We start from the raw sequence: 23,405 nt of genomic DNA, 5'->3' as shown, positions 1-23,405 counted from the left end.
AGGTGCGCTCGAGCGCGCGGGCCCGCCCGAACGGGACGGCGAGGGCGCGGCGCGGTCCGAGCGACCGGTCCGGGCGGCCCTGTCGATACGAGCACGGGAACCTCCGCGGCGCGGAAAGGTGGTCGTCAGCCCTTGTCGCCGGGTTCTCCGCCGTGCTCCGACCAGGCCGCGCGGATCCGCGCGCGCACCTCGTCGTCGGTGAGGTCGTCCGACGCCCCCGCACTCTCCGCCGACGTCACCGGGGCGGACGGCGTCGGATCGGAAGCGGGGGGAAGGGGCACCGAGCGCGTCGACGCTCCCCCGCCGGCCCGCGAGGACGACGTCTCGAAGTCCGAGGCGCCTCCCCGTGTCCCGAGTGCGGTGTCGGTCGCGACGGCATCCGGATCGCGGTACGAGCTCGGCCACACGTCGTGGGCGATCCCCGCCCCGAGCCGGGACCCCGTCGGGGTCGGACCCGTCGCGTGTTCGTCACGGTCGAAGGGCACGTGCTCGCGAGCGGCGAAGGAGAACCCGCGGTCTTCGCGCTCCTCGAACCGGTCGTCGCCCTCGTCGGCCCCGAACCTCGGGCTCAACAGCAGGATGGCGAGGCCCACGAGCACCTCCAGACCGAGAGTCAGCGCGAGCGGTCCCGGCTGCGGGCCCGTGTCGACGAGCCGGCCGGGCCCCATCGACCCCGACGAGACGACGGCGGCGAGCGCCCCCATCCCGCCGGTGAGCGCGGCGACCGCGACGGCCAGCACCAGCCGGGGCCCGAGGGGCTCGGGGCCGGTGGAGAACGGCATCCGGGATCGGAGGATCCACCCCGTCAACGCGCCCACGGCGACGGGCAGCAGGGCGAGGAGCAGCAGCCACGACGACGTCGAGTCGGGCACCGCCCCGAGCACCGGGATGCCGGGGAGCGCGCCGACCTGCGTCGCGGCCGGGGTCACCGCGGTGTCGGTGCCGAGGGCGAACCCAGGACCGGCGGCGAACGACATCCCCCACAGGACGAGGGTCGGGAGGTAGAGCAGTTGACCGAGCGCGATGACGGTCGCGCCGATGAGGTCGGCGTTGCTCGCCTGGTAGAGGCCGATGACCTGCGAGGCGCGGGCGATGAGCCCGGCCACCACGACCACGGCGCCCACACCGACGAGCCCGAGGGTGGTGAGCGCGAGTCCGCGCAGCGCGAGTCCGGGCACGGGCGCCCAGGCGGTCGGCATCCGCTCGATCCTCTCGCGGAGGGCGTCGACCGGACCGTCGTCGCCGACGCGCCACGCGCCGACCAGGGCGCCGATGAGCGAGGGGACGAGGAAGATCAGCGAGGGCAAGAGGATCGCGAGCCAGGTCTCGGATGCCACGAGAGCTGCGCCCGAGGTGAGCGCCACTCCCGCGGAGAGGGCCGCGAAGACGAGCGATCCCGAAATCCATCCGGTCAGCCCGCCACCCGCCTCGGCCGCGCGTGCCCCCGAGCGGGCCGCGAAGAGCCCGGTGAACGCCGCGAAGGCGAGGGGCGCGAGCGAGAGCGTGAAGGTCGCGAAGGTCGGGTCGATCCCGGTGACGGCCAGGTACGCGTCGGGCAGCGTGACCGTCACGGGGACGAGGTGGCCGAGGTGCCACACCGCGGCGGCAGCAGGCCAGAGCGCTCCCCAGTCGGGGCTGCCGACTCCGAAGACCCAGAGCAGCGTGAGAGGTGCGAGCACGACCGCGATGCCACCCGCGGCCGCCAGGACGGCGTCGAGGGCGGCGAGGAGTGCGATGAGGAGGCGATGCATGGGCGAGAGGAACCCTACCCGCGACGCGCGTGACCGCCGCTCAGGCGCGGCGGCATCCGCCGCACGGAGGAGTCGTCGCTCGAGGTGCGGGCACCCGCCGGAACGGGTGCCCGCACGACCCGGGTGTCATCCGAGCGACAGGGCCGTCCACGACACCGGCGGCAGCGTCACGGTGAGGGTTCCCGCCGAAATCGTCGCCGTCTCGTTGGATGCCGGCGCGACGCGCTCGGGGTCTTCGAGCGTGTTCGCGGCGGATCGGTCGTCATCGGCGAGCGTGTGCGACTCGAGGACCGCGATCTCTCCGAGCGCCGAGACGTCGATCGTCACGTCGAGGGCCTCGGTGGTCGAGCGGTTCACGAGGAACACCGCGCTCCGGCCGGTCTCGGCGTCGTGCGTGGCCACGGCGTCGACCAACGGAACCTCGCCGTACGCCGCGGTCGTGTAGGTCGGCGCCTGCAGATCGAGGCGCAGCGCCTCCCCCTGCGCCAGACGCGAGGTGATCGAGAACGGGAAGAACGTGGTCTGCTTCCACGCGATCCCGCCCGGCTCCGTCATGATCGGCGCGATCACGTTGACCAGCTGGGCGAGAGAAGCGGATGCCACCCGGTCGGCGTGCTTGAGGAGCGAGATCATGAGGTTGCCGAAGACGACGGCATCCAGCACCGAGTACGAGTCTTCGAGCAAGCGCGGGGCGACGGGGAAGTTGTCGACTCCGGAGAGCTTGTCGACCTCGTGGTAGCGGTCGATGTACCAGACGTTCCACTCGTCGAACGAGATGTCGATGCGCTTCGCGGACTGCTTGACCGCGCCGACGTGGTCGGCCGTGGCGACGACCTTCTCGATGAACCCGTCCATGTCGACCGCCGAAGCGAGGAAGCTGTCGACGTCGCCACCGCGCTCCTCGTAATAGGCGTGGCACGAGATGAGGTCGACGTCGTCGTAGGTGTGCGTGAGCACGACCCGCTCCCACTCGCCGAAGGTCGGCATGTGAGCGCTCGACGAGCCGCAGACCACGAGCTGCAGGTCGGGGTCGAACATGCGCATCGCCTTGGCCGCCTGCGACGCGATCTTGCCGTAGTCGTCGGCGGAGCGGTGGCCCAGCTGCCACGGGCCGTCCATCTCGTTGCCGAGGCACCACATGCGCACGTCGAACGGCGCCGAACGACCGTTGGCGATGCGCTGGTCGCTGAGCGCGGTGCCGCCGTGGGCGTTGGAGTACTCGAGCAGGTCGAGCGCCTCGAGTGTCCCCCGCGTGCCGAGGTTGACGGCCATCATGAGGTCGGAGCCGACCTTGTCGAGCCACGACGAGAACTCGTGCAGGCCGATCTCGTTCGTCTCGGTCGAGTGCCACGCGAGGTCGATCCGGCGCGGACGCTGCTCGACGGGACCCACGGAGTCCTCCCACCGGAAACCCGAGACGAAGTTGCCGCCGGGGTAGCGGATGGTGTCGACACCGAGCTCCTTCACGAGGTCGATGACGTCCTGGCGGAAGCCCTCGGCATCCGCCGTCGGGTGACCCGGCTCGAAGATGCCGGTGTAGATGTGGCGGCCGAGGTGTTCGACGAACCCGCCGAAGATCTTGCGCCGGATCGGGCCGATGACGGATCCGGGGTCGATGGTGAGACGTGCGTCAGGCATGGGTGAGCTTTCTGTGGTCGTGCGAGAAGAAGAGGTCGGGGTGCGCAGGGGCGTCACTTCACGCTGCCGAGCGTCAGGCCGCCCTGCCAGTAGCGCTGCAGCAGGAGGAACGACAGCAGCAACGGCAGCACCGAGATGAAGGCGCCCGAGGTGATGAGGTTCCACACCTGCTCGCCGCCGGCACCCGCGTTCGACAGCGCGAGCCAGCGGTTGAGCCCCACGGTCACCGGAAGGGTCTCGGGATTGGTGAGCATCGCGAGCGGCAGGAAGAAGTTGTTCCACGTGCCCACGATCGACAGCAGCAGCACCGTGACGATCGCGGGACGCAGCAGGGGGACGACGATCGTGGTGAACGTGCGCCACTCCCCCGCGCCGTCGATGCGCGCGGCCTCGATCAACTCATCGGGCACGGTGTCCTGCGTGTAGACGCGCATCAGGTAGACGGCGAACGGGTTCAGAAGCGAGGGCAGGATGACGGCCCATCCGGTGTTCACGAGGCCGTACTGGCTGAGCAGCATGAACTGCGGGATGACCAGTGCGGTCAGCGGCACCATGACCGACCCGAGGATCATGCCGAACACGAACCCCCGTCCGCGAAAGCGGTACTTCGCGAAGCCGTAGCCGGCGAGCACGGCCACGATCGTCGCGCCGACCCCCGACACGAACGAGTAGACGAACGAGTTGCCGAGCCACGTCCAGTAGATGCCGCCCTGGTGCTCGAAGAGGCCCGCGATGTTGGCGAACAGCTGCATCGGATCGTCGAACCAGAACGCGGGGCTCGAGAAGAGTCCGCCCGTGCTCTTGGTCGCGGCGACGAACAGCCACCAGATGGGGATGACGAAGTACAGGGCGAGCACCAGCAGAAGCACGTGCGAACCGATGCGGCGTCCGCCCTGGGCGACGCGGGCGTTGCGACGCGCCTCGCGGCGTGCCGAGCGGTCGGGGCGACCCGCGCCGGCGGTGACGATGGTGCGCGTGCGATCGTCTCGCGCGGTGGTGGGGACGGCCATCACTTGAGTCCGTTCTGCTTGCGGGTGAGGAAGAGGAAGCCGAACGAACCGATGAAGACCACGATCGCGAGCGAGAACGCGATCGTCGAGGCGTAGTTGAACTGGCTGTAGCTGAAGGCGAGGGCGTACGCGTACATGTTCGGCGTGTACTCCGCCGGCAAGGCCCCGGAGGCGATCGAGCGCAGGACCGTCGGCTCGGTGAAGAACTGCAGCGTTCCGATCAGCGCGAAGGTGATGACCATCACCATCGACGAGGCGATCATCGGCACCTTGATACGCGTCGCGATCTGCAACCCGCTGGCGCCGTCGACGCGCGCGGCCTCGTAGATCGAGGGGTCGATCGAGCGCAGCGCGGCGTAGATGACGATCATGTAGTAGCCCGACCACTGCCAGGTCACGATGTTGACGAGGCTGCCGAAGATCGCGCTGCTGGCGAGGAAGTCGGGGGCGTCGAGACCGAACAGCCCGAAGATCGTGCCGGCCGGGCCGAAGCGGGGGCTGTAGAGGAAGCTCCACATCAGCGCACCGATGACGACGGGGATCGCGTACGGCGCGAAGATCAGCAGGCGCGACGCCTTCGCCAGCCAGGTGCCGAGCGTGTCGAGCACGAGGGCGGCGACGAGCGCGACGAGCAGCTGCGCCGGGATCATCACGACCGCGTACAGCGCGACGCGACCCAGCCCACCGAGGAAGAGCGGATCGGTGAAGGCCTTCAGATAGTTGGCTGCTCCGACGAACTTGGTGCCCGTGGCCAGCGTCGAGCTGAACAGGCTCATCCCGAAGGCGTAGATGAGAGGAAAGATCAGGAACGCGGCGAAGATCACGAGGAACGGCGTGATGAAGAGCCACCCGACGCGCTGTCGACGCGCGTGTCCGGTGGCGCGGCGCCGCGACGGCGTCGTGAGGGTGTGCGTGGCCATGGGGTCTCCCGGTGGGACGGTGGCGAGAGGGATGGGGCGGACGGTGGGCCGACCGTCAGGTCGGCCCACCGGGGACTCACTTGATCGTGAAGCCCTGCTCCGTGGCGTACTGCTCGAGGCTCGACTGGAGGTCGTCGAGCGCAGCGGAGGCATCCTTCGAGCCGTCGACCGTCACGGCCGTGACCTGCTGCTGGAGCTGGTCGTAGGCGTAGTTCTGGAACGGGCTGAAGGTGAAGCCGCTGTAGCCTGCGGCCGCGGGCAGGAAGACCTCTTTGTTGATCTGCTGGCCACCGAAGAAGGGCGATTCGAGCTCACGGAAGTAGTCCGAGTCGAGGATGGGCTTCCACAGCGGGAAGAGCGCTGCCTTCTCGATGCCGATCTTCCACGCCTCTTCGGTGCCGAAGACCTCCTTGGCGACGGTCGCCGCGGCCGCCTTGTCCTTCGCCTGGCTCGTGACCGCGAAGGTCGAGCCGCCCCAGTTGACCTGCACGGGCTTCGCGGGGTCCCACTGCGGGATGGGGGCCGCGCGCCACGTGGCGCTGTCGTCGGTACCCTCGAGTCCCTGCAGATAGCCGGGGCCCCACGCGGCGGCGACGTAAATGGCGTAGGTGCCGTCGACCAGCTTGGTGTTGTAGTCGGCGGTGAACGCCTCGTCGGTGGCGACCAGGCCCTTCGACGTGAGCTTCTGCCAGTACTCGAGCACGTCCTTCGACCCCTGGTCGTTGACGTCGATGCCGATGTCGGTGGGGGCGGCGCTGTCGTAGGTGAACGGCTTCGAGCCCGCCTGGGCGAACAGGGCCTGCGTGAACGCGCGACCGTTGGGTGGGAAGTTGGCGAGGACTCCGGGGGCTCCGGCGTCCTTGAGCTTCTGCGCGGCGTCGGCGAACTCGGCCCAGGTGGTGGGAGCGGCGATGCCGTACGTGTCGAGGATGTCCTGACGGTAGAGCATGCCCATCGGACCGCCGTCGACCGGGATCGCGTAGACCGCGTCGCCGCTGGAGACGTCCTTCCAGGCGCCATCGGTGTAGTTGCCCTTGACGTCAGCGGCGCCGTAGGCCGAAAGGTCGACGAGCGCGTTGCGGATCGAGAAGCTCGAGAGCACCTCGGATTCGAGCATGATCACGTCGGGGGCTCCCGAGCCCGACTCGATCGACGTCGAGAACTTCGTGTACTCGTCGTTGCCCTGCCCGGCGTTGGTCCAGCAGATCTGCACGTCGTCGTGGTTCTGGTTGAACAGGTCGACGACCTGCTCGAACGACGGGTACCACGCCCAGACGCTCACCTGCGTGGCATCCGGCTTCAGGATCTCGTTGGTGCACGAGGCAGCGGCGGACCCGGATGCCGAGCTGCATCCGGTCAGTGCGGCCGCGGCCACGGCGACAATGCCGAGACCGGCGAAGACCTTGTTCTTCATGGGCTGTGTGTTCCTCTCGCGGTGCGAAACACCGGTGTCTCTCGGAGATGGATCGGCGCAGCCCGGCGCCTGAAGAGTGCCGCTCTGCACGATTTACAACGTTGGAAGTAAACGTTGTAAAAGGATGATGCCCGTCGGGCGGCGCACTGTCAAGCGCCGTGTCTGCGACTCAGCGCAGGCCGGGCGCCGATTCGCGCTCGACCAGGCGATAGTCGGCGAGAAGCAGCTGCGGAGCCGGCGCCTCCGAGGGCCCGGCGATGCGCGCGAGAAGCGTCTCGACCGCGGTCCGCGCGATCCAGTCCTGGCCCGGGTCGATGGTCGTGAGCGACGGGATCGAGTACTGCGCCTCGTCGAGGTCGTCGAAGCCCACCACCCAGACGTCGTCGGGCACGAGTCGCCCTGCCTCTTGCAGGGCCCTCATGGCACCCAGCGCGAGCGTGTCGTTGAGCCCGAGCACGGCGTCGAAGTCGACGCCTCGGCGCAGCAACTCGCGCATCGAATCGGCTCCGTTCGCGCGATGCCACATGGTCGTGTACCCGACGATGTCGTCGTCGTACGCGACCCCCGCCTCGTCGAGCGCCTCGCGATAGCCCCTCAGGCGGAGTCCGGCCGAGCCGATGACCTCGCCGTCGTGGGCGCCCACGAGGGCGATGCGCCGACGCCCGCTCTTCAGCAGGAATCGCGTCGCGTCGCGCGCGGCGTCGACGTTGCGCATGGTCACGTGGTCGGTCGGCCCGTCGAAGATGCGCTCACCCAGCAGCACCATCGGGTAGGTCACCTCGAGCCGATCGACGTCGTCCTGCCCCATTCCGAGGGGGCTGAAGATGAGCCCGTCGGTGAGCTTGAGCCGCGGCGAGCGCAGCAGCTCGATCTCGCGCTCCCGGTCGCCGCCGGTCTGCTCGACGAGCACGACCACCCCCCGCCGTTCGGCCTCGGCGATGACGATCGCGGCGAGTTCGGCGAAGTAGCTCAATGCCAGGTCGGGCACGGCCAAGGCGATGGCGCCTGTGCGTCCGCTGCGCAGATTGCGCGCGGTCAGGTTGGGCGTGTAGCCGAGTTCGGCGATGGCCTGCTCGACCCGTTCGCGCGTGGCGGGGCGGATGTTCGGCCGATCGTTGATGACGTTCGAGACGGTCTTGATCGACACCGAAGCCAGCCGCGCGACGTCATGCAGGGTGGCCGTCATCGGATCTCCATGGGCTCACTGTACAACGTTGTACAGACCGCTCCGCCACCGTGCGACGGGTCAGCTCTCACCATTGTGCGCGACCGTCTGCAACGAGAGCGGCACACGCGCATCGCGCCACCGCTCCCACACCACCGTCGCCAGGCGCGGGTCGGCGCCGATTGGGGCGGTGGTCAGGTCGGCATCCGCCTTCTCGATCACGCGCGAGAAGTGGCCCGGAGCGAGGACGTAGCTCGCCGCGACCGTGCGGCGACCGTCCGCGCGTGCCGTGGCCACGGCATCCGGAATGCGGGGATCGGATGCCGCGGCGTAGGCCGTGACGACGGGACCGGTGACCCCGGCTTCGGCCATCAGCTCCGCCATGCGTTCGACGTCGACCACCGCGCCCGGGCGGGTGGACCCCGCCGCGGCGAGCACGACGGTGTCGTCGGGACCGGCTCCGGCGGCGCGCACGCGATCGGCGAGGATCTCGGCCAGCACCGGGTGGGGTCCGAGCGCGGGGGCGACGGGCAGTCCGTCGGCGGCCTCCACCAGGTCGACCTCGGTGTGGTACCCGGTCGAGAGCAGCAGCGGCACGATGACGATGTCGTCGGTGCGTTCGCGGGCTGCGGCGACCACGTCGGTGACGTACGGACCGTGCACGTCGACGTAGGCCTCGTGCACCTCGACGTCGGCGGGAGCTGTCGCGCGCAGCACCTCGAGCAGCTCGAGCACGACGACGCGGCCCTCTTCGAACCTCGTGCCGTGGGCGCAGGCGATCAGTACGGCGGTCATGCGTCCTCCTCATCGATCACGTCGAGCCGGTATCCGCGCTTGTAGACGGTACGGATCAAGTCGAGCCCGCCGAGCGCCTCGCGCGTGCGGGCCACGGCGACCTCGACGGCGTGGCCACTGGCCTCCGCGCTCGACAGCGCGGCGATCAGGTCGGCGCGCGAGACGACCGCCCCGGGGTTTCTGGCGAGCGCCCGCAGGATCTCGACTCCGGTGCGCGGCAGGGGCGTGAAATCCCCGTCGAGCACGATTCCCGATGAGCGGATGCCGAGGCGCCCGACCGTCGTGGGAATGAGCGCCGCGTCCGCCCCGCCGTAGTGCGTCACGACCGCGCGCACGAGCGCGCCGAGGCGCCCGCGGTCGGGGATGAGCGGGGTGATGCCCGCCTCGAGGAGGGGACCTGCGGTGATCGGCCCGACGGCGGCGATGAGTACGTGCCCGCGGGCGGCTCGCGAGGCGACTCCATTGAGCGCCTCGGCCCGCTCGGCGGCGAGGATCCACTCGCGCGCGGCGGGGGCCGAGGTGAACAGGACCGCGTCGATCTCTCCCCGCGCGACCTGCTGGGTCGACGCGGCGACGACCTCGGGGTCGGGCGGCGGACCCCAGCGGTAGATGGTGAGGCTGGTCACGCGCGCGCCGGCCGCCTCGAACGCCTCGTCGAGGCCGTCGGCGCCGGAGCCGTGGTGCTGCACAGCGACGTGCAGTCCCTCGATGCCCTCGGCCACGAGGAAGTCGCGCAGTTCGGCGGCGGTCTCGCTCTCGGCGACCCAGTCGGCCTCGAACCCGGCCTGCTGAATGGCGCCGCGCGCCTTGGGACCGCGCGCGACGATGCGCGCGCCGTCGAGCACGGGCGCGAGCGCGTCGTGCAGACCCGCCTCGTCGGCGGTCTCCATCCACGCGCGGAACCCCACACCGGTGGTGGCCACGACGACGTCGGGCGGGTCGTCGACCAGCGACCGCGTCTGCGCGATCAGTTCGTCGTCGTCGACGTGCGGCACGATCGTGAGGGCCGGAGCGACGCGCACGCGCGCGCCGTGGCGCTCGAGCGCGGCCGACAGCTCCCCCGACCGTCGATCGACGGGAAGCAGCACGGTGCACCCCTGGAGCACCGTGCTGATCGTCCGCGCGGGTGTGGTCACCCGATGCCCTCGCTCTGGCCGACCGCGACCGCCGCGGAAGCAGGCTGGAGCGACGCCGCCGCGGGCGCCGAGACCGGCAGCAGCAGGTCGGCCCGGGCGACCTCACCGAACACGAGCACCGCGGGGTTCGCGAGGCGGTGGGTCTCGGCATCCGCCATCGCCGTTCCGAGCGTGGTGCGGATCGTGCGCTGAGCGGGCGTGTGGCCGTTCTCGACGAAGGCGACGGGCCGCGTCTCGGGAGCACCGGCGGCGCGGGCCGCGGCGACGAAGCGCGGCAGGGCGCTCACGCCCATGAGCGCGACGACCGTGGCGCTGTCGTCGCGCAGGGCGGCGAGGGTCGCTTCGCTCGGAGTGTCCTGACCGTTCACGACATGCAGGGTACCGGCGACGCCCCGGTGCGTCACGGGAATGCCCGCGGATGAGGGAACGGCGATCGCGCTGGAGATACCCGGCACGACCTCGACCGCGATGCCTGCCTCGCGGCACGCGATGACCTCTTCGCCGCCGCGGCCGTAGACGAACGGGTCGCCGCCCTTGAGTCGGACGACGCGCAGCCCGCGAGCCGCGCGGTCGACGAGGATCGCGTTGATCTCGTGCTGCGGCACCGGGTGGTGCTGCGGCCGCTTGCCCACGTCGATCAGCTCGACGTCGTCACCGAGTTCGGCGAGCACGCCGGTGGGTCCGAGCCGGTCGTGCACGACGACGTCGGCCTCGGCCAGCAGCGCGCGGGCGCGCACCGTCAGCAGGTCGACCGGGCCGGGACCGCCGCCGACGAGCGCCACGCTCCCCACGAGCGGGCGACGTCGGCGGCGGAGCGGAAGGGCGCCTTCGGCGAGGCGCTGGGCGATGGCGTCACGCACGGCGACGCTGCGGCGGGGGTCGGCTCCCGCGGTGGAGACGACGCCGACCATGACGTCGCCACTCGTGGTCTCGGCGGCCAGGCGCGCGGTGCCCTTGCCGCCGTGGCCCGCGTTGACGCACCACACGCGGCGCGCTTCGGCTGCGGCGACGACGGCTGCGTCGACGGATGCCGCGCCCGTGGCCGTGTGGCAGAACCAGGCGTCGTCGAGGTCGGTGTCGGCGAATCCCCTTGCGAGCCACTCGATGTCACCCGCGGCGGCGAGCGCGGCGAGACCCGGCGTCATCACGGGTGCGACCACCCGCACCCGGGCGCCGGCGGCCCGCAGCCGTGCAATGCGCTTCTCGGCGACGGAGCCGCCGCCCACGCACACGACGAGCTTGTCGGTGAGGTCGAGTCCTGCGAGAGCGATCATCGGGCGTCTCCTTCTGCGGGGTCGGCGTGCGCGGGGTCGGCGTGCGCGCTGCTCGCCGGCGCCGAGGCGGTCACGAGCTTCACGAACACGTCACCTTCGGCGACCGCCACCGGGTGCACGGCCACGGTCAGCTGTTCCTTGCCCTGCGTATCGAGGCACGCGCCGGTACGCAGGTCGAACACCTGCTTGTACATGGGCGAGGCGACGGTCGGCACTCCCCCGCGGTCGCCGACGATCCCGCGCGAGAGCACGGCCGCCCCACTGAACGGGTCGATCTGGTCGGTCGCGAAGATGCGGCCGTCGAAGCTCCGGAACAGCGCGATCTGCCGGTCGCCGAGCAGGGCCGCCGCCCCGCGCTCGACGAGCAGGTCGTCGACGCGGCAGACGCGGGTCCAGCCCTGCGCCGCCGGCCCGTCGGGGGCGCCGGTCGAGCTCGACGTCATGGCCGGGGCCCCGGCATCCGGAGTCGTCTCCATCAGGGTCATGACCGCACCGCCAGCGTCGTGCCACCGATGAGCACCGCGCCCGACGCGCGTTCCTCAGCCGTGGCGGGTCGGGCCTGGCCGCGCTCGGCGACGTAGGCGAGCGAGGGGTCGGCGACCTCGGGCGCGTTCACGAAGCTCTGGAAGCGCTTGAGCTTCTCGGGATCGGCGAGGGTCGCGGCCCACTCGTCTTCGTAGGCGTCGATGTGGGATGCCATGGCCCGGTCGAGATCGTCGGCGATGCCGAGCGTGTCGTCGAACACGACGCCCTTGAGTGCTTCGAGTCCGCCCTCGTATTCCTCGACCCAGGGCGCGGTGCGCTGCAGCCGGTCGGCGGTGCGGATGTAGAACATGAGGAACCGGTCGATCGCCCGCAGCAGCCCCTCGTCGTCGAGGCCCTCGGCGAACAGCACCGCGTGGCGCGGGGTGAAGCCGCCGTTGCCGCCGACGTAGAGGTTCCACCCGGCCTCGGTCGCGATCACCCCGATGTCCTTGCCGCGGGCCTCGGCGCATTCGCGCGCGCAGCCCGAGACGCCGAACTTGAGCTTGTGCGGCGAGCGCAGGCCCCGATAGCGCAGCTCGAGCTGCACGGCCATGCCGACCGAGTCCTGCACGCCGTAGCGGCACCAGGTCGAGCCGACGCACGACTTCACCGTGCGCAGCGACTTGCCGTAGGCGTGTCCGGATTCGAAGCCGGCGTCGACGAGGCGCTTCCAGATGTCGGGCAGCTGGTCGAGGCGAGCGCCGAACAGGTCGATCCGCTGTCCGCCGGTGATCTTCGTGTAGAGCCCGAAGTCGCGCGCGACCTCGCCGATCACGACGAGCCCCTCGGGCGTGATCTCGCCACCCGGGATGCGCGGGACGACGCTGTAGCTGCCGTCGCGCTGGATGTTGGCCATCACGTGGTCGTTCGTGTCCTGCATCGTCGCGAGCTCGCCGTCGAGCACGTGCCCCGAGTAGAGGCTGGCGAGGATGCTCGCGAGGGCCGGTTTGCAGATGTCGCAGCCGCGGCCGGTGCCGAAGCGCTCGACGATCGAGGTGAAGGTGCGCAGCCCTGAGACCCGGACGGCGTCGAACAGCTGCGCCCGGGTGAACGAGAAGTGTTCGCACAGTCCGTTCGAGACTTCTTTTCCGGATGCCGCGAGCTCGGTCGCCACGAGCTTCTTCACGAGCGTGAAGCACGAGCCGCACGCAGCCCCGGCCTTGGTGCAGGCCTTGACCTCGGCGGCATCCGCGCACTGGTGTTCGATGACGGCCTCGCGCACGGTTCCGGCGGTGACGCCGTTGCACGAGCACACGATCGCATCGGCGGGCAGGTCGCCCTGCGGCGCCGGAGCGAGGTCGGAGGGCATGAGGTAGGCCGCGGGGTCGCCGCCGAGGGCACGACCGACGAGCGGACGCAGCGAGGTGTACGCCGAGGCGTCGCCGACCAGGATGCCGCCGAGAAGCGTCTGCGCGTCGTCGCTCAGCACGAGCTTCTTGTAGACGCCCGACACCGGGTCGGCGTAGGTCACGTCGAGGGCGTTCGGCGTCTCGGCGAACGCGTCGCCGAAGCTCGCGACCTCGACGCCCGAGAGCTTCAGCTTGGCCGAGGTGTCGAACCCGGGGAAGGCGGCGTCGCCGCCGAGCAGGCGGGTCGCGGCGACCTCGGCCATCGCGTAGCCGGGGGCGACGAGGCCGATGCACTGCCCGTCGAAGCTCGCGACCTCGCCGATCGCCATGATCGAGGGGTCCGAGGTGTCGCAGCCCTCGTCGATCACGACACCGCCGCGGGCATCGACCCGCAGCTCCGCCGCCCGGGCGAGTTCGTCGCGCGGCCGCACGCCGACCGTGAAGACCACGATGTCGACGGCCTCCCACGTGCCGTCGCGCAGCTCGAGGCCGCACACGGCACCGGTCTTGTCGGCATCCACCCGGGTCGTCACCGAACTCGTGCGCACCTCGATGCCGCGCGCTTCGATGAGCCGCTGCAGGGTGCGCGCCCCGCCCAGGTCGAGCTGGGCCGACATGAGGCGTTCGTTCGACTGCAGCACGAACGGCGAGACGCCCTCGGCCTGCAGCGCTCCCGCGGCTTCGAGTCCGAGCAGACCGCCGCCGACGACCGCGCCGCGCAGGGGGCGGCCGAGCTGCGCCGAGCGCTTCGCGACCCAGGCGCGCATGCCGGCGACGTCGTCGAGCGTGCGGTAGACGAAACACCCCTGGTGGTCGAAGCCGTCGAGGGCAAGACGCGCGGCGAACGACCCGGTCGCCAGCACGAGGCGGTCGTACGCGTGGGTCGAGCCCCCCGCCGTGGTGACGGTGCGCGCCGCGCGGTCGATCTTCGTGACGCGGGCGTCGGTCTTCACCCGCACCCGCTCGTGGGCGAGTACCGCGGGATCGAGGGCGAGGTCGTCGGGGGTCTTTCCGCTGAAGATGCCGGTCAGGCCCACGCGGTCGTACGGCCCGCGGGCTTCGTCGCCCAGCACCGTGACCGACCAGCGGGCCTCGGTGTCGCGGCTTGTGAGGCTCTCGACGAAGCGGTGGGCCACCATTCCCGCACCCACGACCACGACGGATCCGGATGGAGCGGGGTGGAGCATGCCGTCACCGTACGCGGCGGACTTTGCCGACGCGTCAGCGGCGTGTTTCGTTCCGATTGCGGGGTTCGAGCGGGCCATGCCCCGACGCTAGGCAGCCGAGGTTTCCCCCGCCCTCGCGCCCGCGTTACCCCGGGCGAACGTTTCTCTCACGCGGCCGAGGGCTCGGTGTGAGGTTTGGATCCCGGCATCCGGACCTCTGATCCCCGTTGCACGTCGACCCCACACCGTCGGGTGTCCGCAACACCCGGACGAATTCTCGATCCGTCCGGGTGTCGTGGACACTCACGCGGATGAGCGATCGAGAGGACTTACTCGACCGGCTCCAGCACGAACAGCTCGATGCGACGGTCGGTCTTCTTCTGGTACTCGTCGTAGTCGGGCCAGACCTCGGTCGCGTAGCCCCACCACTCCTCGCGCTCGGCGCCCTCCGCCTGGTGCGCGTCGTACTCCTTCTTCACGTCGCCGTCCTGCAGGGCGACGCGGGGGTTCTTGACGAGGTTGTAGTACCACGCGGGGTGGTCGGGAGCCCCGCCCTTGGATGCCACGACCGCGTACTTCCCGTCGTGCTCGACGCGCATCAATGCGGTCTTGCGCAGGCCGCCCGTTTTGGCACCGACGGTGGTGAGGACGATGATGGGTACGCCCCGCATGTCGGCGGACTCTTTGCCCCCCGTGGCTTCGAAAGTCTCCGCCTGCTGGCGGGCCCATTCGCTGGTGCTGGGTAGATACTCTCCTGAGAGTGACATAGCTCACACGATACGTCGGCGTCTTCCCCTCCGGTCTAGCCCCTCCCTTTTTTCCTGGAGCCTTCATGAGCGCTTCCGCTCCCGAGACCACGGCCGTCCCCGAACCGAAGAACGCCTTCGACAGGTTCTTCGAGATCACCGCCCGCGGTTCGACCGTCGGCGGAGAGATCCGCGGCGGCGTCGTCACCTTCGTCACGATGGCGTACATCGTCATCCTGAACCCGATCATCCTGTCGGGCACCCCCGACGTCGCGGGCAATGCGCTCGGCTTCTCGCAGGTCGCCGCCGTCACCGCACTCACCGCGGGCGTCATGACGATGCTGTTCGGACTGGTCACGCGTCTGCCGTTCGCGTTCGCCGCGGGTCTCGGCATCAACTCGTTCCTCGCGGTCGGCATCGTGGGTCAGGTCACCTGGCCCGAGGCGATGGGTCTCGTGGTCATCAACGGCCTCATCATCGTGCTGCTCGCCGTCACCGGCCTGCGCCGGATGATCTTCGAGGCCGTGCCCCTCGCGCTCAAGACGGCGATCACGGTCGGCATCGGCCTGTTCATCGCGTTCATCGGTTTCGTCGACAGCGGCCTGGTCACCTCGACCGGCCTCAGCTCTCCCCCGGTCGGTCTCGGCGTCGGCGGCTCGATCACCACGATCCCCACGGCCCTGTTCGTGCTGACCCTGGTCATCACCGCCGTGCTGCTCGTGCGCAAGGTCAAGGCCGCCCTGCTGATCGGTCTGCTCTCGGGCACCGTCATCGCCGTGATCGTCCAGGCCGTCACCGGTCTCGGGGCCAAGGCCGACGGCAACCCCGGCGGCTGGGGCCTGAGCGTCCCGACCCTCCCCGCGCAGTGGGTGAGCCTCCCCGACCTGTCGCTCGTCGGTCAGGTCGACCTGGTCGGATCCTTCGGCCGCATCGGCGTGCTCGCCGCGCTCATGCTCGTCTTCACGCTCGTGTTCACGAACTTCTTCGACGCCATGGGCACGATGACCGGCCTCTCGCGCGAGGCGGGCCTCGCCGCTCCCGACGGCACCTTCCCGCGCCTGCGTTCGGCGCTGGTGATCGAGGGCATCGGAGCCGTCGCGGGTGGAGCGACCTCGTCGTCGTCGAACACCGTGTTCATCGAGTCGGGCTCCGGCATCGGCGAGGGCGCCCGCACGGGTCTCGCGAACGTCGTCACCGGCGGCCTGTTCCTGCTCGCGATGTTCTTCACGCCGCTGACGAGCATCGTCCCCACCGAGATCGCCGCCGCGGCCCTGGTGATCGTCGGCGCGCTGATGATGGCGCAGATCCGCCACGTCGACCTGAGCGACATGTCCGTGCTCATCCCGGTGTTCCTCACCGTCACCGTGATGCCCCTCACCTACTCGATCGCCAACGGCATCGGCGCGGGCTTCGTCAGCTGGGTGCTGATCCAGGCGCTGTCGGGTCGCGCGCGCCGCATCAGCCCGCTGCTGTGGATCGTCGCCGCCGGCTTCGTGGTCTTCTTCGCCCGCGGTCCGGTCGAGGCCCTGCTCGGCTGAGCCCGGTGCTCTGAAGGGGCTCGGATGCCACGGCATCCGGGCCCCTTTTCGTCGCCGCCGCGGGCCGGGTGCGCGTCGCGGCCCCACGCGTCGCCCGCCCCGCGCCCGGCCGCCGTCGCGCGCCGCGCGGCGGACGGCCCGTAGCCCGAAGACGCACCCGTTCGCCGAGACCGCACCCGTTTCCCACTCATCCGATGCGTCCTCGACGATCGCGTACGTCCTCACTCGGTCCACCCCGCCCCGACCAACCGCCGCGTCTCGCTATGCGCCGCCCCCGACCCGCCGCCCCGAAGACGCACCCGTTCGCCGAGACCGCACCCGTTTGCCGCCCATCCGATACGTCCTCGTCGAATCAGTGCGTCCTCGCGCGGCCCACCCCGCCGCCCGAGGCGCCACCGCCCAGCCCGCGACCCGCCGCACACGCGAAAGGGCCCGGATGCCACGGCATCCGGGCCCCGCAGAGAGTGCTGCTTACAGGCTCTCGATGATCTCGCGCATCAGGGCGGCAGCCTCGGACGGCGTCTTGCCGACCTTGACGCCGGCGGCCTCGAGGGCCTCCTTCTTCGCCTGAGCGGTTCCGGCCGAGCCCGAGACGATGGCGCCGGCGTGGCCCATGGTCTTGCCCTCGGGAGCGGTGAAGCCGGCGACGTAGCCGACGACCGGCTTGGTGACGTTGGCCTTGATGAAGTCGGCGGCGCGCTCTTCAGCGTCTCCACCGATCTCACCGATCATGACGATGGCCTTGGTCTCGGGGTCGGCCTCGAACGCCGCGAGGGCGTCGATGTGCGTGGTGCCGATGACCGGGTCGCCGCCGATGCCGATGGCGGTCGAGAAGCCGAGGTCGCGCAGCTCGAACATCATCTGGTAGGTCAGGGTGCCCGACTTCGACACGAGGCCGATGGGCCCCTTGCCGGTGATGTTCGCGGGGGTGATGCCCACGAGCGCCTCGCCGGGCGTGATGATGCCGGGGCAGTTCGGGCCGATGATGCGGGTCTTCTCGCCCTTGGCCTTCGAGTACGCCCACGCCTCGGCGGTGTCGCCGACGGGAACGCCCTCGGTGATCACGACGAGCAGGGGGATCTCGGCGTCGATGGCCTCGACCATCGCGTCCTTCGTGAAGGCCGGGGGCACGAACGCGATCGACACGTCGGCGCCGGTCTCGCGGATGGCCTCTTCGACCGACGCGAAGACGGGCAGCTCGACGTCGTTGCCCGACGCGTCCTTGTGCGAGACCGTGGTGCCGGCCTTGCGGGCGTTCACGCCACCGACGACCTGGGTGCCGGCCTTGAGCATGAGGGCGGTGTGCTTGGTGCCCTCACCGCCGGTGATGCCCTGGACGATGACCTTGGAGTCCTTGTTGAGGTAGATCGACATGTTTCTGTCCCTATCCCTTACGCGTTGGCCAGTTCGGCGGCCTTGTCGGCGCCCTCGTCCATACCGGCGGCGAGGGTGACGAGCGGGTGGTTGGCGGCGGCGAGGATCGCGCGACCCTCTTCGACCTGGTTGCCGTCGAGGCGCACGACGAGCGGCTTGGTGGCGGTGTCACCAAGGATCTCGAGGGCCTTGACGATACCCTCGGCCACGGCGACGCACGAGGTGATGCCGCCGAAGACGTTGACGAAGACGCTCTTGACCTGCTCGTCGCCGAGGATGACGTCGAGGCCGGCGGCCATGACGGTCGCCGAGGCGCCGCCGCCGATGTCGAGGAAGTTGGCGGGCTTGACGCCGTTGTGGTTCTCACCGGCGTACGCGACGACGTCGAGGGTCGACATGACCAGGCCCGCGCCGTTGCCGATGATTCCGACCTGACCGTCGAGCTTGACGTAGTTGAGGTCGTGCTGCTTGGCCTTGGCCTCGAGCGGGTCGGCGGCGTCCTTGTCTTCGAGCGCCTCGTGGTCGGGGTGACGGAAGCCGGCGTTCTCGTCGAGCGAGACCTTGCCATCGAGGGCGATGATGTCGCCGTCTTCGCTCTGGATGAGGGGGTTCACCTCGACGAGCGTGGCGTCCTCGCCCTTGTAGACGTTGAAGAGCTTGACGAAGACGTCGGCCACCTTGGGGGCCAGCTCGTCGTCGAACTTCGCGGCCTTGGCGATCTCGAGGGCTTTCTCGGGCGTGATGCCCTCGATCGGGTCGACCTCGATGCGCGCGAGCGCCTCGGGACGCTCGACGGCGAGCTCCTCGATCTCCATGCCGCCCTCGACGCTCGAGAGCGAGAGGTAGGAGCGGTTGGCGCGGTCGAGCAGCACCGAGAAGTAGAACTCCTTGGCGATGCGGGCGCCGGCGGCGACCATGACGCGCTTGACGACGTGACCCTTGATGTCGAGGCCGAGGATGGCCTGGGCCGCCTCGAACGCCTCGTCGGGGGTCTTCGCGACCTTCACGCCGCCGGCCTTGCCGCGGCCCCCGGTCTTGACCTGAGCCTTGACGACGACGACACCGCCGAGCTTCTCCGCGGCCGCCTTCGCCTCCTCAGGGGTGTCGGCGATGATGCCGGCGAGTACCGGCACCTCGTACTTTTCGAACAGATCACGTGCCTGGTACTCGTAGAGATCCACGGACAATCCTTCGCTGGGCGATCGGTGGTGGGAGGAGGCGAACTCTCTCGATATCAAGAGATCTTCGCCAGTCGACAACCCTACTAGACGGGGCTGGAGACCCCCGACCCTTGCCCCTTCGATGGGAGGGGCACAGAGCACAGAACATGCCGCGGCGCCAGTGCCCCCCCTCCCGCTGGATGAGCGCCGACATACCTCGAGAGCATCGGTTGCCCCGCAGCAATCTGCTCGTCACCGAGTTGATCGCCGTCTCGACGCTCGTCGGCTCCACCGCCTCGCGCTACCGGACGATCGGCGTCTCGCTCGCCGTGGGCATGATCGTGACGGGCTTCATCGGCGGAGTCGCGATCGACGACGGAACGAACCTCACCGCCCTGTGGATCTGGGGCACCCTGAGCGCTCTGTGCATGGTCGGTCTCTACGTGATGTTCATCTTCATGATGATGCGCGCCCGTCGAGAGATGGCCGGGTCGTCCGCGCTCCCGACCTTCCATCTCACCATCGCGCTACTTTGCGTGATCTGGTTCGCCTGAACCATCTGTGCCAGGTTGGGGGGCATGCCCCCTCGCCCGGACCCGCGCACGACGCTCGTCGTGTTGGCATCCTTCGCTGCTCTCGGCCTCACCGGCTGCACCGCGACGATCCCGGATGCCGCTCCCTCACCGACCGCGACACAGGCGGCGCCCGCGGCGATCGACACCGTGGAGATCACCTTCGTCGCGGACGGCGAGAGGCGCACGGTATCGGCGGGCGTCGGCGACGGGCTGCGCGCGTGCGATGACGCGCGTACGCGGGTGACGGCTGATTCGCCGAGCCCGAATGCCGGCGTGATGGTGCCTCAGATCGGGGATACCGAGGACGCGACCACCGTCTCGGCCTGGGCTATCGACGGGTACGCCGTGCAGTTCCTGGGCGAGGGAGAGGTCACGGTCGCCGACGACGCCTTCCGCGGCACCGAGATCCACGGCACGGCGAACGCCCTCCCCGTCGAATCCGACGCCGCTCCGAAGATCGGCGACCTGGATCTGCGAAAAGCTCCCCCCGTCGAGGCGACACTGACGTTCGCCGTCGCCTGCCCCCCTACCCGCTGACCGCATCCGTCGCGAAAGGACCCGAGATGCCTTCCGCCGTCACCCTCATCCGTGCGACCGCACTGTCCGACGCGGCGGAGTACGCGTACGCCGCCACCGCTCCGGCGAACGCGCGGCTCATCTTCCTCGCCGGATCGTGTCCCCTGAACGACGACGGCTCGACCGCCGGCATCGGCGACTATGCGGCGCAGGCGGCGAAGTGCATCGAAACGATGACCGGCGCCCTGCGAGCGGCGGGCGCGGAGATCACCGACGTGATCAGCACGCGCGTGCTCGTGGCAACCGCCCGTCAGGCGGATCTCGTCACCGCCTGGGAGGTCGTCCGCGATGCGTTCGGCACGCACGACGTCCCGAGCACCCTTCTCGGTGTCACCGTCCTCGGCTACGACGACCAGCTGGTCGAGATCGAGGCGGTGGCCGCGGTCGTGGACTGATCGTCGGATGTCAGCCCGCCACCGCGCCCACCACGGGGGCGACTTGCGGTGTCGCTCTTCTCGATGCCGATCCGACCCCACTTCGCGACCACCGTTCACGCGGCTCCGACATCGACGAGCCACGGCCGCCTCGCGCCTCACCGAGGCGCGGCTGCCTGACGACCGCCCCTCAGGGCTCGGAGCACCTCCGCGTGGAGATGGGGCCGGAGCCGAACCACGCGAAGGCGATGAGCACCAGCGCCCCTCCAGACAGCACACCGTCAGCGATACCCGCCGGAAGCATGAAGACCATCAGGACAAGCGTGACGACGCACATTACAAGGGTGATTCCGAGACCCCAAAGACGGTCGCACAGGATGCCGATACCCCCGAGAACCCGGAGGGTGCCGAAGATGCCACTCATGATCATGAGCAGGTAGAGGTTGTTCTGAAGATACGGCAGGGCGAACGGAAATGGGTGCCGACGTCATCCTGATCGAGGCCGGTCGCCAGGAGAACCGGGAGTGCCAGCAGCGCACCCAGCTCCATCACCACGCCTTGAGCGATGACGAGCCACGCCGCGACACGAAAGCGCGCATCGACTCGGCCCGCGACGCCAGTCGATGATGCATCCTCCGTATCGGGCGCGCACTGCTCGGGGGCCGACGGACGTTTCCTCATGAAACGACGGCGAGAGGAAGGACTTCGCATGCTCGCATGCTAGGGGCCAGTGCCACCGCGATCGCCCTCGGAGCGTGTGAAGTCGCGGTTCACTGCGCCCAGCCGTCGGAATTTCACCCCCGGGTGAGTGCGGAAGAGCAGTCGCGTCAAAACCGGCCACCCCTCGCACGGTTTGCGGCGTTGGCTCCGTGCGAACGCCGCCATTGACCGCTCGACGAGCACCACGTCACTCGGCCGCGGGGCGCGCTATCATCATCGCCGGGAGGACTTCACATGTACACATGCTCTATCCGGCGATTGCAGATCGGCGCGGCTCTGTGGGCGGTCACTCTTGTTCTGCTCCCGCTGCAGATGGCGGTCGCTCTGCAGTGGCCGAGCGGGTACTCGATCGCCGACAACGCGATCAGTGATCTCGGCGTCACAAGCTGCGGAGTCTTCTCGGATTACGCCACCACCGCGCGCCTCATCTGCTCTCCGTGGCACGCGGTGTTCAACGGCGGGATGGTCGTATCGGGTGCGTTGATCACGGCAGGCGGTTCTGCTCGGCGGCTCGTGGGGCGGCCGCACAGGCCGAACGGGGTCGGTGCTCGTCGCGGTGTCGGGAGTCTTCGTCATCCTGGTGGGTTGCTTCCCCTGGAACACGTTCCCCGATCTCCACGATGCCGCAGCCCTCGGGCAGGCGCTGACGCAATGGTCGGCCATGATCCTCCTGGCGGCCGCCGCGGGCCGAGGTGCTTTCCGGACGCTCACGTTCGCCACCGTCGCCGTGTCTCTCGCGACATTCGTGGTGTTCGTCGCTGGCCTCGATGGCGGACGATCGCCACTCCTGCCCCTGGGAATAGCGGAGCGGCTCGCTTTCGACACGCTGACGTTGTGGACGACAGCCGTCGGTGTCAGCGTGGCGATTCAAATCGCGCGCCGAACTCCGATGACGAGGGATCTGCGGCCGTCGTCTGCCGCGTCGAAGACGACCCCCTAGATCCACCCCCGCTCGCGCGCGTGGATCGTCGCCTGCTGCCGACTCGCGAGCCCGAGCTTGCCGAGCACCGACGACACGTGGTTGCGCACCGTCCCGGCAGACAGATGCAGCGCGGAAGCGATCTCGGCCACCGTCTGCCCTCGCGCCCCCGCGCGCAGCACGTCGAGCTCGCGGTCGGTGAGGGGGCTCCGCTCGTCGCTCAGCGCGTCGGCCGCGACCTCGGGGTCGACGTACAGTCGCCCGGCCGCGACTTCGCGGATGACGGCCGCCACGTCATCCGCGGCGAGGAGCTCCAGGCTCCGCAAACCGTCATCGAGTGCGGTCACCGCAGCCCCGCCGATGACCACGCCGTCGCGCTCGATCTGCGCGCCTCGACACCCAGAGCGCGCACCACCCCGTCCTTCTCTTCGACCTCGGGGACCGGCTGCTCCCCCGGCTTCAGCCGGGCGTCGCGCAGACTGCGGCGGAGGCCGCTTCCATCCGCATCACCACGTGGGGCGATCAGCTGCCTCCAGCTCCGCCCCACGCACATCGCTCAGCCCGCGTCGAGCATGAACTCGATCCGGATGCCGTCGATGCTGACGCTGGTCAAAGGGAGCCATGGGCATCACCCTCACGTCATTTCTCGTCATAGCGACAGGTGACCGTGCCCGAGCCCGAGCTCTCTTCGACGGCGACCTTCCCGTTCCAGACGATCTGGCAGCTGACGTTCTGATCCGCGGCGTCGGCGGGCGCGGTGATCGTGATCTCCGCCCATGAACCCGAGGTGTTGAATTGAGCACGCCCCTCCGGGCCCCACTGAAGCGTTCGCTGCTCGGTGGCGTTCGCGAAGGTGACCGTGTTGTCTTCCGGACCCGTGCCCCTCAACTCGACGCTCGCAACGCCGAGACCGGCGATGGTCACAGCGAACACGCCGATCAGGACCACGTCCACGATCAGAGCGACCACCGTCGAGACCAGAGCCGCGCGTCCTCGCGCCTTCTGTCCCGGCTGTCGACGTGCACGGACCGCGAGCACGATGCCCGCTGCGGCGAGCACCAGCGCGATCACAGGCAGCACGACCAGTCCCGGGCGGGCGAGGTAGGGCACGACCAGCAGTCCGGCGACGATGGCGCCCGCGATGCCGACGATGAGAGCTGCAACACTCTGGCGTCGGCCCGTCGGCCGAGCACCGGGGACCCGTGTCGCGGACTCGTTCGACATGGTGACCTCCGTGAATGTGAGGAGCGGGTTACGTCATGACGATGCCTCGAAATCCG

Annotated in this window: 21 protein-coding genes and 1 pseudogene; 6 read left to right on the top strand and 16 right to left on the bottom strand. The window is 69.8% G+C overall.

Annotation, left to right across the window (positions count from 1 at the left end; all coding sequences use genetic code 11):
* Positions 1 to 125: 125 nt before the first annotated feature.
* The 12 genes from BLS25_RS00205 to BLS25_RS00150 all read right to left on the bottom strand — a co-directional run bounded on the left by BLS25_RS00205 (position 126) and on the right by BLS25_RS00150 (position 14,910).
* Positions 126 to 1,751, bottom strand: a complete 1,626-nt coding sequence (locus tag BLS25_RS00205; RefSeq protein WP_256335501.1) for a cell division protein PerM — start codon at positions 1,749 to 1,751, stop codon at positions 126 to 128.
* A gap of 126 nt (positions 1,752 to 1,877) precedes the next feature.
* On the bottom strand, positions 1,878 to 3,389 hold the full coding sequence (gene arfA, locus BLS25_RS00200; protein WP_074694038.1) for an arabinosylfuranosidase ArfA: 1,512 nt from the start codon (positions 3,387 to 3,389) through the stop codon (positions 1,878 to 1,880).
* A gap of 53 nt (positions 3,390 to 3,442) precedes the next feature.
* Positions 3,443 to 4,399 carry a carbohydrate ABC transporter permease gene (locus BLS25_RS00195; RefSeq protein ID WP_081349627.1) on the bottom strand — a complete coding sequence of 319 codons (957 nt, stop codon included), beginning with the start codon at positions 4,397 to 4,399 and terminating at the stop codon, positions 3,443 to 3,445.
* The gene (locus BLS25_RS00190) at positions 4,399 to 5,319 is read right to left on the bottom strand and encodes a carbohydrate ABC transporter permease (RefSeq protein ID WP_056226644.1); all 921 of its coding nucleotides are present in this window, start codon (positions 5,317 to 5,319) and stop codon (positions 4,399 to 4,401) included. The genes BLS25_RS00195 and BLS25_RS00190 overlap by 1 nt, the downstream gene beginning before the upstream one ends.
* 76 nt (positions 5,320 to 5,395) lie before the next feature.
* Positions 5,396 to 6,733 (bottom strand): ABC transporter substrate-binding protein, encoded by a 1,338-nt coding sequence (locus BLS25_RS00185; protein ID WP_074694037.1) that lies wholly within the window; start codon positions 6,731 to 6,733, stop codon positions 5,396 to 5,398.
* 169 nt (positions 6,734 to 6,902) lie between these two features.
* Complete coding sequence (locus BLS25_RS00180; RefSeq protein WP_056226640.1) at positions 6,903 to 7,919, bottom strand: LacI family DNA-binding transcriptional regulator; 1,017 nt, start codon at positions 7,917 to 7,919, stop codon at positions 6,903 to 6,905.
* Positions 7,920 to 7,979: 60 nt separating this feature from the next.
* The gene (locus tag BLS25_RS00175; protein ID WP_074694036.1) at positions 7,980 to 8,693 is read right to left on the bottom strand and encodes a sirohydrochlorin chelatase; all 714 of its coding nucleotides are present in this window, start codon (positions 8,691 to 8,693) and stop codon (positions 7,980 to 7,982) included.
* On the bottom strand, positions 8,690 to 9,829 hold the full coding sequence (locus BLS25_RS00170) for a uroporphyrinogen-III synthase (RefSeq protein WP_056226637.1): 1,140 nt from the start codon (positions 9,827 to 9,829) through the stop codon (positions 8,690 to 8,692). The genes BLS25_RS00175 and BLS25_RS00170 overlap by 4 nt, the downstream gene beginning before the upstream one ends.
* Entirely contained in the window at positions 9,826 to 11,103 is a 1,278-nt protein-coding gene (gene cobA, locus BLS25_RS00165; RefSeq protein ID WP_074694035.1) for a uroporphyrinogen-III C-methyltransferase, read from the bottom strand. The genes BLS25_RS00170 and cobA overlap by 4 nt, the downstream gene beginning before the upstream one ends.
* Complete coding sequence (gene nirD / locus BLS25_RS00160) at positions 11,100 to 11,588, bottom strand: nitrite reductase small subunit NirD (RefSeq protein ID WP_081349626.1); 489 nt, start codon at positions 11,586 to 11,588, stop codon at positions 11,100 to 11,102. The genes cobA and nirD overlap by 4 nt, the downstream gene beginning before the upstream one ends.
* The gene (gene nirB, locus BLS25_RS00155) at positions 11,585 to 14,164 is read right to left on the bottom strand and encodes a nitrite reductase large subunit NirB (protein WP_074694377.1); all 2,580 of its coding nucleotides are present in this window, start codon (positions 14,162 to 14,164) and stop codon (positions 11,585 to 11,587) included. The genes nirD and nirB overlap by 4 nt, the downstream gene beginning before the upstream one ends.
* Before the next feature lie 308 nt (positions 14,165 to 14,472).
* Complete coding sequence (locus BLS25_RS00150; protein WP_074694034.1) at positions 14,473 to 14,910, bottom strand: nitroreductase family deazaflavin-dependent oxidoreductase; 438 nt, start codon at positions 14,908 to 14,910, stop codon at positions 14,473 to 14,475.
* 65 nt (positions 14,911 to 14,975) lie between these two features.
* Between BLS25_RS00150 and BLS25_RS00145 the strand changes: the two genes are divergently transcribed.
* Positions 14,976 to 16,427, top strand: a complete 1,452-nt coding sequence (locus BLS25_RS00145) for an NCS2 family permease (protein WP_056226630.1) — start codon at positions 14,976 to 14,978, stop codon at positions 16,425 to 16,427.
* 471 nt (positions 16,428 to 16,898) lie between these two features.
* On the opposite strand, the gene sucD is transcribed toward BLS25_RS00145, so the two are convergent.
* Both sucD and sucC read right to left on the bottom strand, forming a co-directional pair.
* Positions 16,899 to 17,801 carry a succinate--CoA ligase subunit alpha gene (gene sucD / locus BLS25_RS00140; protein WP_056226628.1) on the bottom strand — a complete coding sequence of 301 codons (903 nt, stop codon included), beginning with the start codon at positions 17,799 to 17,801 and terminating at the stop codon, positions 16,899 to 16,901.
* A 17-nt stretch (positions 17,802 to 17,818) separates the two neighbouring features.
* Positions 17,819 to 18,982, bottom strand: a complete 1,164-nt coding sequence (gene sucC, locus BLS25_RS00135; RefSeq protein ID WP_074694033.1) for an ADP-forming succinate--CoA ligase subunit beta — start codon at positions 18,980 to 18,982, stop codon at positions 17,819 to 17,821.
* A 209-nt stretch (positions 18,983 to 19,191) separates the two neighbouring features.
* Between sucC and BLS25_RS00130 the strand changes: the two genes are divergently transcribed.
* The 5 genes from BLS25_RS00130 (at position 19,192) to BLS25_RS17260 (ending at position 22,146) form a co-directional block, all read left to right on the top strand.
* On the top strand, positions 19,192 to 19,515 hold the full coding sequence (locus BLS25_RS00130; RefSeq protein ID WP_056226624.1) for a G protein-coupled receptor family protein: 324 nt from the start codon (positions 19,192 to 19,194) through the stop codon (positions 19,513 to 19,515).
* 24 nt (positions 19,516 to 19,539) lie between these two features.
* Complete coding sequence (locus tag BLS25_RS00125) at positions 19,540 to 20,073, top strand: hypothetical protein (RefSeq protein WP_074694032.1); 534 nt, start codon at positions 19,540 to 19,542, stop codon at positions 20,071 to 20,073.
* A gap of 26 nt (positions 20,074 to 20,099) precedes the next feature.
* Positions 20,100 to 20,507, top strand: coding sequence for a RidA family protein (locus BLS25_RS00120; RefSeq protein WP_074694031.1), 408 nt, complete (start codon positions 20,100 to 20,102; stop codon positions 20,505 to 20,507).
* A 453-nt stretch (positions 20,508 to 20,960) separates the two neighbouring features.
* Positions 20,961 to 21,113, top strand: a complete 153-nt coding sequence (locus BLS25_RS16770) for a hypothetical protein (protein WP_176786286.1) — start codon at positions 20,961 to 20,963, stop codon at positions 21,111 to 21,113.
* A 637-nt stretch (positions 21,114 to 21,750) separates the two neighbouring features.
* A complete protein-coding gene (locus BLS25_RS17260) occupies positions 21,751 to 22,146 on the top strand; it encodes a DUF998 domain-containing protein (protein WP_074694029.1) in 396 nt (131 codons plus the stop codon).
* Here BLS25_RS17260 and BLS25_RS00105 read toward each other — a convergent pair.
* Positions 22,143 to 22,427 (bottom strand): annotated as a pseudogene (locus tag BLS25_RS00105) (response regulator transcription factor); the annotation flags it as partial. The gene BLS25_RS17260 and the pseudogene BLS25_RS00105 overlap by 4 nt on opposite strands.
* 337 nt (positions 22,428 to 22,764) lie before the next feature.
* Entirely contained in the window at positions 22,765 to 23,349 is a 585-nt protein-coding gene (locus BLS25_RS00095; protein WP_074694027.1) for a DUF1109 domain-containing protein, read from the bottom strand.
* Positions 23,350 to 23,405 lie beyond the last annotated feature (56 nt).

The organism is Microbacterium testaceum StLB037 (assembly GCF_900104345.1).
Taxonomy (GTDB): domain Bacteria; phylum Actinomycetota; class Actinomycetes; order Actinomycetales; family Microbacteriaceae; genus Microbacterium; species Microbacterium testaceum_A.
Note: the sequence above shows the minus strand (reverse complement) of the source record. Positions and strands in the feature narration are given on the sequence as shown.

Excerpts from the sequence above, each read along its gene's own strand:
- BLS25_RS00205 (WP_256335501.1), bottom strand. The coding sequence starts at position 1,751 with ATGCATCGCCTCCTCATCGCACTCCTCGCCGCCCTCGACGCCGTCCTG.
- arfA (WP_074694038.1), bottom strand. The coding sequence starts at position 3,389 with ATGCCTGACGCACGTCTCACCATCGACCCCGGATCCGTCATCGGCCCG.
- BLS25_RS00195 (WP_081349627.1), bottom strand. The coding sequence starts at position 4,399 with ATGGCCGTCCCCACCACCGCGCGAGACGATCGCACGCGCACCATCGTC.
- BLS25_RS00190 (WP_056226644.1), bottom strand. The coding sequence starts at position 5,319 with ATGGCCACGCACACCCTCACGACGCCGTCGCGGCGCCGCGCCACCGGA.
- BLS25_RS00185 (WP_074694037.1), bottom strand. The coding sequence starts at position 6,733 with ATGAAGAACAAGGTCTTCGCCGGTCTCGGCATTGTCGCCGTGGCCGCG.
- BLS25_RS00180 (WP_056226640.1), bottom strand. The coding sequence starts at position 7,919 with ATGACGGCCACCCTGCATGACGTCGCGCGGCTGGCTTCGGTGTCGATC.
- BLS25_RS00175 (WP_074694036.1), bottom strand. The coding sequence starts at position 8,693 with ATGACCGCCGTACTGATCGCCTGCGCCCACGGCACGAGGTTCGAAGAG.
- cobA (WP_074694035.1), bottom strand. The coding sequence starts at position 11,103 with ATGATCGCTCTCGCAGGACTCGACCTCACCGACAAGCTCGTCGTGTGC.
- nirD (WP_081349626.1), bottom strand. The coding sequence starts at position 11,588 with ATGACCCTGATGGAGACGACTCCGGATGCCGGGGCCCCGGCCATGACG.
- nirB (WP_074694377.1), bottom strand. The coding sequence starts at position 14,164 with ATGCTCCACCCCGCTCCATCCGGATCCGTCGTGGTCGTGGGTGCGGGA.
- BLS25_RS00150 (WP_074694034.1), bottom strand. The coding sequence starts at position 14,910 with ATGTCACTCTCAGGAGAGTATCTACCCAGCACCAGCGAATGGGCCCGC.
- BLS25_RS00145 (WP_056226630.1), top strand. The coding sequence starts at position 14,976 with ATGAGCGCTTCCGCTCCCGAGACCACGGCCGTCCCCGAACCGAAGAAC.
- sucD (WP_056226628.1), bottom strand. The coding sequence starts at position 17,801 with ATGTCGATCTACCTCAACAAGGACTCCAAGGTCATCGTCCAGGGCATC.
- BLS25_RS00125 (WP_074694032.1), top strand. The coding sequence starts at position 19,540 with ATGCCCCCTCGCCCGGACCCGCGCACGACGCTCGTCGTGTTGGCATCC.
- BLS25_RS00120 (WP_074694031.1), top strand. The coding sequence starts at position 20,100 with ATGCCTTCCGCCGTCACCCTCATCCGTGCGACCGCACTGTCCGACGCG.
- BLS25_RS16770 (WP_176786286.1), top strand. The coding sequence starts at position 20,961 with ATGGGTGCCGACGTCATCCTGATCGAGGCCGGTCGCCAGGAGAACCGG.
- BLS25_RS00095 (WP_074694027.1), bottom strand. The coding sequence starts at position 23,349 with ATGTCGAACGAGTCCGCGACACGGGTCCCCGGTGCTCGGCCGACGGGC.